Raw genomic sequence first — 9,538 nt, 5'->3', positions numbered from 1 at the left:
CCTGCCCGTCGCCCACGGCCACAGATGCCCGCGCCTGCCCGTCGCCCACGGCCCCCATACCCCCCGTAGCCCCCCGCCGCAGCGTCACATCCGTCAGGGCCAGTGGCCCCTGGTCGCCCGCCTCCACCCGGTGGCGGCCGGACGGCAGTTCCAGGCTGCCGTCACGGGCGGGGCCGGCGCACAGCCGCACCTCGACGGGGCGGCGGTCGGTGAGGTCGCGGACGTACCCGGTGGCCTCGGTGGCGTGCAGGACGCCGTCGACGGCGAGCATCGGGCCCTCGCCGCAGCCGACCGAGAAGCGGGCGTCGGCGGCGGGCCGTGGGGTGCGGTAGGCGTCGAGTGCGGGGAGGTGGATCTCGCTGAGGCCGACCGGGAGTTGGAGTGCCTGGCCGGCTACCGGGTTGTGCAGGGTCAGCGGCTTGACCTTGCTGATGGTGAGGTCGAGGCGGTCGGTGGTGATCGAGTCGAAGCGGGCCTGGCCGTTCTCGTCGACGCCCGCGGTGGCCGCCCCGTCCGGCGAGTTGATCAGGATCTGCTCGGGCCGGGTGGCGAGGCCGCCGGCCGCGGCCAGCACGATCTGGTCGATCTTCTTCTTGCCGGGCCAGCGCAGATGCACGGTGGGCCGGTCACCGGCGATCCAGGCGGTGGTCAGATCGCCGTCGACGAGGTTGCGGGGGCTGAGCGACGGGCCGAAGCCGAAGGCGGTGGAGTCGGCGGTGGCGGTGATCCGGTCGCGCTGTTCCGGTGCGATGCGGTCCAGGAGCCGGTCGAGTGCGGGGCCGGGAACGGGCAGCGCCGTACCGGAGATCCGGTAGGCGGCGGGCGCGCCGGTGTGGAACTGGCGGTGCAGCCCGGCCTCCGCGGAGACCGGGGAGAGGCCGCCCGGGTCGCTGCCGCGGTGCAGCGAGACGACCTCGGCGGGCGCGCCGGAACGCTCGGCGTCGGTGGGGAGTCGCAGCAGTCGGGTGACCTGGACGCCGGGGACGGAGATCTCCCGGAAGCCGGCACCGGAGAGCCCGGCGCGTGGGGTCTGCGAGCCGAGGATGGTCACCTTCAGCCAGGCCGCCCGGCCGGCCGGGGCCTTGACCCGCTGCGGCATCCCGTCGGGGCGCAGGGTGTCCTCCGTGGTGCCGTGGTCGGTCTGTATCCGTACGGAGGTGGGGGCGGCCCGCAGCCCGTCCCCGGGCAGGGGGGTCAGGGACAGGGCGGCCGGGAGGGCGACGGGCCGGGGGAAGGCGATCCGTACCCACTGGCCCACGGGGTTCCCGGCGCTGCCTTCCGCCCAGGCGGTGTCCGGGTCGCCGTCGAAGGCGTGGACCGGGTCGTACTGCGGCAGTTGGAAGAGCCAGTTGCCGCTGCTGGAGGCGGTGACCGAGGACGCGCCGCGGAGCACGGCGGTGGTCTGGTGGCCGGGGCCGGTGGTCGGCAGGATCTGCCGGGGCGGGCGGCCGGGGTCCTGGACGCTGTCGGGATGGTTCCGCTCGTCGGCGGTGTAGGTGTACGAGGTGTTGCTGTTGACCAGCCCGAAGCGGGTGTCGGCGCGGCGCAGGCCGTCGGCGGTCAGCTGGAGCGGCGGGGTGCCGAGGCCGGGGTGGCGGTCACCGGTCAGCACCGTGGCGCGGCGGCGCAGGGCGGGGTCGGCGGACAGCTGGAGGAGGGCTTCGGGGCCGCCGCTGAGCTGCGCGGTGTCCGCGACCGCCCGGGTGGTGACCGGGCCGGGCGCGGGGGTGTCCTGCGGCCGGTAGATCTCGACGGCGCGCTGCCGCGGATAGAGGCCCTGGACCTGGAGGGGTGCCCCGGCGGGGATCCGGCCGCCGGTGGTCAGCGGGCCGAAGGCGGCCACCTTGCGGTAGCCGGACGCCTGGAGGGTGCGTTTGACGGTCTGTGGCGGGACGTAGCCGATCTGGTCCGGGTCGAGGTCGTTGCGTACGACCACGTCGTGCAGCCCGGCCCGGCCCAAGTAGTCGCGCAGACCGGGGACTTGGGAGCCGGTCAGCAGGGCCTGTTCGACGGCGTCCAGGGTGCGGCGGGCGCCCGGGGTGCCGAACGGGACGAAGTCGCGCTGGGCCCAGGGGGAGGTGGCGAGGACATCGAGCGGCTCGTCGATGGGGGAGCCCCAGGTGTAGATGCCGTGCGCGGTCGCCGGCACGACCAGCGCGCGGCTGTGCGGGGAGTGCTTCTGGAGCCAGGCCGCGGCCCGTTGCCAGGAGGCGGGCAGTTCGGTGAAGGCGCCGGGCTGGAGCACGGTGCCGGTGAGGAAGGGCAGCGCGAGGGCGGGCAGCACGAGGAGCGCCGTCGCCAGCGGGAGGCGCCGGCGGGCGGGGATCCGGCGGGTGCCGCGGCGTTCGGTGGCGACCGCGAGCAGATGCGCCAGGCCCAGGGTGAGCGCCAGGGCCAGGCCCGGGGTGAATTTGTAGATGTTGCGGAACGGGCGCAGCCAGCCGTTGAGCCAGTCCTGCCACAGCCCGTGCAGCGGCCCGCCCAGCGCCCCGCCGTACCCGGCCAGCGCGATCACCACCACGGCCAGCACGGTCAGCAGCAGCCAGCGGCGCTCGGGCAGGTCCCGGCGGGCCAGCCCGGCCAGGCCGAGCGCCGCGGCCAGCGCCGAGCCGAGCACCGCGTAGGGCCGGGCCGTCAGGGTCCAGCCGGCCGGCAGCCAGGGTTCGCCGAAGTGGAGGTAGCCGACCCAGTTGCCGGCGCCGCGCAGCAGTTCGGTGGCGGACATGGTGCCGGTGGTGGTGTCGGCCTGCTCGATGTACGGCATGAAGTTCTCGCCGTGCAGGCCGAGCAGCAGCAGCGGCACCACCCACCAGGCGGTGGCCAGGACGACACCGGGCAGCCACCAGGCGAGCAGCTTCGGCCGGCGCGGCCCCGTACGGGAGAGCAGATACAGGCCGGCGGGCAGCAGCGCGGCCAGGGTCGAGGCCGCGTTGACCCCGCCCATGAAGGGGATCAGCAGCGCCGAGCGGGTGGCCGCGATACGGGCGCCGGCCTGCGTGTTGGTCAGCGGCAGCAGCACCCACGGGAGGAGTGCGCCGGGCAGCGCGGCGGCGGAGGTGGAACCGATGACGAGGGTGAAGGTCGGCCACAGGGCGTAGCAGGCGGCGGCCAGGAGCCGGGCCGGCGGGGTGCCGGCGCGGAGCCGTTCGGCCAGCCGCAGCGCACCCCAGAACGCCGCCGTGACGATCAGCGACATCCACAGCCGCTCGGCCAGCCACACCGGGACCTGGGCGAGATCGGCCAGGCCGTAGTAGGGGAGCGTGGGGAAGGCATAGCCGACGTACTGGTCGGCGATGCCGCCGAGGCCCGCCCGGTCGTGCCATAACTGCCCGAGGTCGGCGAGGAACCGCCACGGGTCGGTCGTCACACCCAGCTTGGTCTCGAACGTCATCTTCCCCGGCGAGGGCGCGAGGAAGCCGGCCAGCGCGAGCGCCCAGAACGCGAACAGCCAGCGTCTGGCCAGGGGCCGGTCGGGCGGCGGCGCGGGGGCGGACGTCGGCCGGCTGCCGCCCTCGGGCGATCCGGGGGACGGGAACGGCCTCAGGGTCTGGGTCATGGCAACCGCCGGAGGATGAGGAGGAGGTTCCAGGTGGCGACCTCCCGGACGCCCGGGAGGCGGGGGATGGCCTCGGCGAGGAACGGCGCGTAGCGGGAGCGGGCGGTGACCACGGCGATGTCGTCACGCGCCCGGACCTGGCGCAGGGTGCGGCCGATGTGCACCGCGAACAGATTGACGCCCAGGGTGTGCTTGGCCGCCCGTCCGGTGCGCCGCCGGTAGCGGGCACGGGCCCGTTCGGCGCCCAAGTAGTGCCAGGGCGCGGTCTCATGGCCGCCCCAGGGGGAGAACCAGTTGGTGAAGGCGACGTAGATCAGCCCGCCGGGGCGGGTGACCCGGATCAGCTCGCTCAGGAAGGTCTGCGGGTCGGCGACGTGCTCCAGGACGTTGGAGGAGAAGCAGATGTCCACGGCGCCGTCGGCGAGCGGCAGCAGATAGCCGTCGGCGAGCACCGCGCCCTCGGGCGGCGGGCCGTACGCGGTCAGCTCTCCCGCATCGGGTTCGAAGAGCCAGCTCCGGGCGCCGCGGCGGCGGAACTCCGCGGTGAAGTAACCGCTGCCGCCGCCGACGTCGGCGACCACCGCGTCCCGCAGCGGTGCATACCGCTCGATCTGGTCGGCGGCGTCCCGGGCGAGCAGCCGGTAGCAGTGCCCGGGGTCGGTCCGTTCCCGCAGAAAAGCCCGGAACAGGGCGGCGGACCTGCGCAGCGAGGGGTCGCGCACCGGGCCGTCACCGCCCGGGGAGCGGGTCGAGGGCGGCCTCCGCGGCGACCGCCCGGAAGCTCCGCACCGTATTGCTCCACCGGAAGCGGGCGGCGCGCCGTTCGGCGGCGCGGCCCAGGGTGTCGCGGCGCCGGGCGCTGAGCGCGAGGGTGCACCAGTGCGCGGCGAAGGCGCTCTCCCCGCGGGCCAGCAGCCCCGTCGTGCCGTCCTCGACGGAGTCCCGCAGGCCCGGGATGTCGAAGCCGACGGCCGGGGTGCGGCGGGCGGCGGCCTCCATCACCACCAGCCCCCAGCCCTCGACGAGCGAGGGATGCAGCAACAGCCAGGCGGAGCACAGCAGTTGATGCTTGCGCTCCTCGGAGACATGGCCGGTGAAGGTGACACCGGGCCCGGCCAGGGCGGCCAGCCGGGCGCGCTCCGGGCCGTCGCCGACGATCACCAGCCGGCCGCCGGTCACCGGCCGGACCCGCTCCCACAGCCGCAGCAGCAGATCGATGCGTTTGTACTCGACGAGCCGCCCCATGGCCAGGAACAGCGGCTCCGGCGCCTTGGGAGCCAGCGGGCCGGGCTCCGCCACGCCGTTGTACACCAGGCGGATCCGCCCCGCGTCGACACCGAGGCCGCGCAGCGCGGACGCGGTCGAGCCGGAGACCGCCACCATCAGATCGCGGCGGTGCGCACCGGCCAGCGCCCAGTGCTCCAGGCGGCGGCCGAGCCGGGCGGCGGGCCCCGGGCAGCGCAGCCGCCACAGGTCCGTATGGACGTGGTTGACCAGGCACAGCGTGGGACCGCGGTGCCACAGGGGCGCCAGGTACGGCATGCCGTTGCAGACCTCGACGAGCAGGTCACAGGGCCCGACCCGGCGCGCCAACTGGCGGGGCACGCGCAGGAAGTGGTCGGCGTCGCCGCCCGCGGACACCACCCGGTAGCCGCGGGTGGGGGCACCTCCCGGCTCGACCGGGGCCGGGAGTTCGGGGGGTGCCGGCCCGCCGCACAGCAGGGTGACCTGGTGCCCGTGGGCGGCGAGCCCCTCGGCGATCCGGTCCACCAGCAGCTCGGAGCCGCCGGCGGCGGGGTTGCCGAGATCGCGGCGGGCGAGGAAGACGATCCGGCGGGGCAGCGGCGGCCCGGAGCCGGGTGGCCCGGACGCCGTGGGGGCGGGCGCTGCGGGGGGCGGGGACGGGTGTGCGTACGGGGGCATCTGCGATCCAACTCGTCTCAGGGTGCGGTACCGGCGGTGGGGGACGTACTGCGTACTGAGTCGTGCGGGCCGTGCTGCCTCATGCGGTGCCAGGCCGCGAAGTGGCGCTGTGCTGTGGTGGAGCGGAGGTGCGCTGCGGGGACGTGGCGCTGGGCTGCGGTGCGGTGGACGTGCACGGCGGTGAAGCGGAGGTGCGCCGACCGGAAGGCCGGTGGTCCGCGTGTGGGGTGGACAGTTTTCGCCCGCCCCGTGACCCGCGGCTACTCACCGGAGTGACAAAAACGGCCCCGATTTGGTCTGACGGTTCATCACTTCGCTCAGGACCGGCCGGTCGCCCGCCGCCCGCGCACCACCCACACCACCCCGGCCGGCACCAGCACCGCGCCCGCCGCCGTGGCCGTGACCGGCAGCGTCCGGCCGACCAGCACCAGCTTGTCGCGGTCCGCCCGCGCCAGCCGCACCTGCGCCCGCCGCGTCGCGGGCGTGAACCGCAGCCGCTCGCCGCGCAGCAGCGTCACCGCGGTGCGCCGGGCGCCGGGTGCGCGCAGCGTCTTCACCGGCGAGATCGTGGCATCCATGATCCGGCCGGTGCGCGGCTCGACGACCAGCTCGATACCGGAGTTGGCGTACCACTCCTCGGCCTGGATCTGGCCCTGCTCCGGCCGTCCGACGAGCCGCCCGGGGACCTGCCGGCTGCCGGTCCGGGCGGGCGGCACGGTCCCGGTGAAGCGGTAACCCTGGAGGCCCTCGACCGCCCGCGTGCCGGCGAAGCGGAGCGGGACGGCGGCGCCCAGGGTGTTGTCCCACCAGCGATGGCCCGTCTTCCGCACATCGAAGGGGAACTTGAGGTAGGCATCGCCGTCGAAACGGGTCGGGGCCTCCGCGCAGCAGTGCACCGGCGCATTGCTGTGCCGGTCGGTGACCCAGCGCTCGGTGGTCCACTGGAACGCCCGGCGCGGGTCCTTCAGGGCGAACGTCTGCGGGGTGTCGACCGTCGTGGAGACGTCCCAGACGGCCCGCCCGCTCTTCTCGCTCGCCGCGACATCGCCCAGTACGTGCCGGGTGATGGTGAGCCGCCGGTGGTCCCTGGTCTTCAGCGCGGCGGTGTCGAAGTAACTGCCCTCGCCGGTGAAGACGGTGGTGACATCGACGTCGGTCGGCGTGACCTTGGCCCGTGGCGTGACGTACCAGGCCAGCAGGGGCGCCAGGACCAGCAGAAAGACGCCGAGACCGAGGACGGCGAGCGACAGGGGCGGGGCGGTGGTGGCCGTGGTGGGGGAGGCGGCGGGCTTGCCGGATACGGGCATACGGGCACTCCTGGAAGCGGTGGGGGAATCACGCTCTGGTGCACGTGCGGGCGCCGCGGGGCGCCATGGGCCGGGAACGTAAGGGAACTCTTGACAGGGCGTCAATGCCCTTCCACACTCGGCAGGCACCACGACTCCCGTGGTGCCGCGCTGTGGGACGCGACACCGGGCCGCCGTGCCGGGTGCCGCGCCAACCTCGACGGAGACCGCCGACGGGCTCCGGCATCGACGAAGGGCTCGCCGCGCCATGCACCGTACGCTCGCCGCCGCACTGACCGCGCTGACCGCCGCCGCCCTCGCCGCCGGCGTCGCGCTCGGTATCGTCGCCGCCCTGGACGCCACCCCTGAGCAGCCGAATGTGCCGCTGGTGACCTTCGACCGGAGCGGCGAGTAGCGGGCGGGCCGGGGAGGCGGGCGTGCTGAGGAGGTCCGGGTCATGGTGACGGCCGTCCGCTCGGCCTGGCGGGAGGTCCCGCCCTACCAGGTACGTCAGTTCGCCGCCCGGGCACTGGAGGAGGTGCCCACCCTCGCCCAGGACATCCTCCGGGAGATCCGCCATGCCTACCCCCAACTCCCGCTGGTACCGGACGAGTTCGGCGAGCCCCGGGCCCTGGTGGGCATCCGCCAGTCGCTGGAGCACTTCGTCGCGCATCTGACGGCCGGCCCGGACCGGCCGCATGTCCACCCGCGGGTCTTCCAGGAGTACGGCCGCGGCGAGGGCATCCAGGGCCGCAGCCTGGACGTCCTCCAGGCCGTCTACCGGCTCGGCGTCCGGCTGGCCTGGCGGCGGCTCGCCGAGATCGGCCAGCAGGTCGCGATCCCGGCACCCGCGATGTACGAGCTCGCCGAGTCCGGCTACGAGTATCTGGACGGGCTGGTCGCCGAATCCGTACGCGGCTACGCCGAGGCCGCCGCCCGCCAGGCCGGTGAACGGCTGCGGCTGCAACGGCGCCTGATGGAGCAGCTGTTCACGGGCCCGGCAAGACGGCGGCGCGGTGCGGGAACGGCGGACGGGGTGCCGTCGGCCCTCGCCGAGCGCGCCGCCGCGATCGGCTGGACGCTGCCCGAGCGGGTCGCGGTCGCGGTCCTGCTGCGCCCGGCCCGGGAGGCGGTCGCACCCGCCGTCGCCCCGGACGTCCTGCTGGACATGGAGAGCGAACGGCCGCGGATGGTGGTGCCCGAGCCGGACTCCCCCGGGCGGCGGGAGCTGCTGGCCCGTGCGGCGGCCGGCTGGTCCGGCGCGATCGGCCCCGCCGTACCGCTGCTGGACGCCGCCAAATCGCTGCGCTGGGCCGGTGCCGCGGTCGATCTGACGGAGCGCGGACTGCTGCCCGCCGGCGAGCTGCTCCAGTGCACCGAGCACACCGAGGCGCTGGTCCTGCTGCCGCCGGAGGAGCTGATCGAGGACCTCACCCGCCGCCGCCTCGCCCCCCTGGACAGCTGCGGCCCCGCCCATGGCCGGCGGCTCGCGGAGACCCTGCTGGCCTGGCTGGAGACCCGCGGCGGCGCCCCCGAGGTCGCCGCCCGGCTCGGCGTCCATCCGCAGACCGTGCGCTACCGGCTGCGCCAGATACGGGAGTTGTGGGGCGCGGAGATCGACGACCCGGACCGCCGCTTCGAACTGGAGCTGGTGTTACGGGCCCGGCGGCTGCGCGGGGACCTCACCTGACCCCGCCGGAGTCCGCCGCCCGGCCCTCCACCAGCGCCGCCATCCCGTCCAGGAGCCGGTCCAGCCCGAACTCGAACAGCGAGGTCAGCGTCACCGCACTGTCGTCGTGCCCCGAGATCCCCCCGTACATGGGGTAGGAGCCCGAGGTGACGATGCCCTCGAAAACCGGCTCCATGGACGCCATCCACTGGGTCCGGTCCATCCCGGTCTCCTGCTCGGCCTCCAGATCGTCCTCGAAGCCGGCGGCGGTGGCGCGTACGTAGTTGAGCAGCGTGACGGCCATATGGATCAGCGTCACCGGGTCCATGCCCGGCACCCGCGCCATGGTCCACTCGATGAGCGCCATCGCCCGCGGCATCGGCTGCGGCCGGGTGATCGACAGATAGTGCGCCAGCCACGGATGCCGCTGGTAGAGCTCCCATTGCAGCCGTGCGCCCGCCGCCATCCGCGCGCGCCAGTCCTCCGGCGCCGGGTCCGGGAGCTCGACATCGCGGAACGCCGCGTCCGCCATCAGCACCACCAGCTCGTCCTTGTGGGCCACATGGCGGTAGAGCGCCATCGAGGACACCCCGAACTCGGCGGCCACCCGGCGCATCGACAGCGCCCGCAGTCCCTCGGCGTCGGCGATCTTGAGACCGGCCCGTACGACGCTCTCGCGGCTCAGCCCGCGGTCCGTCTCGCGCGGCCGCCGCTCCCGCGGGAGTTCGGGGCGCGTGGCGCGCTGCGGCGGTGGCTCGGCCACCACCGTGCCCACGCCCGGCACGGCGCGGACCACGCCCTCCTGGCGCAGGGTGGTGAGCACCTTGGTGGCGGTCGCCATCGCCACGCCCCACTCCTGGGTGATCCGCCGGGTCGAGGGCACCCGGTCGCCCGGCGCGAGTTCGCCGGAGTCGATACGGCAGCGGATCGCGTCCACGATCCGGCGATAGGGCGGCACCGGCTGCTCCACGGGGTGACCTCCGTACTAGTGCACCAGGGGGATTTCGCTGGCCGTGAGGGTATCAGCGCCGGTCTCAGCAGGGCATTGCACTAGGTAAGTGCACTAGTGTGACGCACCTCCAATTCCCTTATCCGGTCTGCTGT

At 74.6% G+C, this 9,538-nt stretch carries 7 protein-coding genes; 2 read left to right on the top strand and 5 right to left on the bottom strand.

Translation table 11 applies throughout. From position 1 onward, the window contains the following. The 4 genes from ACFWJW_RS27515 to ACFWJW_RS27500 all read right to left on the bottom strand — a co-directional run. Positions 1 to 3,556: alpha-(1->3)-arabinofuranosyltransferase family protein (locus ACFWJW_RS27515; RefSeq protein ID WP_387246434.1), on the bottom strand; the 3,556-nt coding region annotated here is incomplete at its 3' end. Beyond that, complete coding sequence (locus tag ACFWJW_RS27510) at positions 3,553 to 4,278, bottom strand: class I SAM-dependent methyltransferase (protein WP_387246432.1); 726 nt, start codon at positions 4,276 to 4,278, stop codon at positions 3,553 to 3,555. The genes ACFWJW_RS27510 and ACFWJW_RS27515, both read right to left, overlap by 4 nt. 7 nt (positions 4,279 to 4,285) lie before the next feature. Further along, complete coding sequence (locus ACFWJW_RS27505) at positions 4,286 to 5,479, bottom strand: glycosyltransferase family 4 protein (RefSeq protein ID WP_387246430.1); 1,194 nt, start codon at positions 5,477 to 5,479, stop codon at positions 4,286 to 4,288. Between the two features lie 317 nt (positions 5,480 to 5,796). Beyond that, entirely contained in the window at positions 5,797 to 6,786 is a 990-nt protein-coding gene (locus ACFWJW_RS27500) for a DUF3068 domain-containing protein (RefSeq protein WP_387246428.1), read from the bottom strand. Between the two features lie 247 nt (positions 6,787 to 7,033). Between ACFWJW_RS27500 and ACFWJW_RS27495 the strand changes: the two genes are divergently transcribed. After that, on the top strand, positions 7,034 to 7,180 hold the full coding sequence (locus ACFWJW_RS27495; protein WP_168478977.1) for a hypothetical protein: 147 nt from the start codon (positions 7,034 to 7,036) through the stop codon (positions 7,178 to 7,180). 42 nt (positions 7,181 to 7,222) lie between these two features. Further along, entirely contained in the window at positions 7,223 to 8,455 is a 1,233-nt protein-coding gene (locus tag ACFWJW_RS27490) for a PucR family transcriptional regulator (RefSeq protein WP_387246426.1), read from the top strand. Here the strand turns inward: ACFWJW_RS27490 and ACFWJW_RS27485 are convergent. Then, entirely contained in the window at positions 8,448 to 9,404 is a 957-nt protein-coding gene (locus tag ACFWJW_RS27485; RefSeq protein WP_387246424.1) for a GntR family transcriptional regulator, read from the bottom strand. The two genes, ACFWJW_RS27490 and ACFWJW_RS27485, sit on opposite strands and share 8 nt — an antisense overlap. Positions 9,405 to 9,538: the final 134 nt, after the last annotated feature.

Origin of the sequence: Streptomyces sp. NPDC127097, assembly GCF_042724075.1 — a bacterium.
GTDB lineage: Bacteria > Actinomycetota > Actinomycetes > Streptomycetales > Streptomycetaceae > Streptomyces.
The sequence above is the reverse complement of the archived record's forward strand: the minus strand, read 5'-3'. Positions and strand labels throughout refer to the sequence as shown.

Bases quoted from the DNA above. Each gene is read 5' to 3' on its own strand.
- ACFWJW_RS27505 (WP_387246430.1), bottom strand. From the start codon at position 5,479: ATGCCCCCGTACGCACACCCGTCCCCGCCCCCCGCAGCGCCCGCCCCC.
- ACFWJW_RS27500 (WP_387246428.1), bottom strand. From the start codon at position 6,786: ATGCCCGTATCCGGCAAGCCCGCCGCCTCCCCCACCACGGCCACCACC.
- ACFWJW_RS27495 (WP_168478977.1), top strand. From the start codon at position 7,034: ATGCACCGTACGCTCGCCGCCGCACTGACCGCGCTGACCGCCGCCGCC.
- ACFWJW_RS27490 (WP_387246426.1), top strand. From the start codon at position 7,223: ATGGTGACGGCCGTCCGCTCGGCCTGGCGGGAGGTCCCGCCCTACCAG.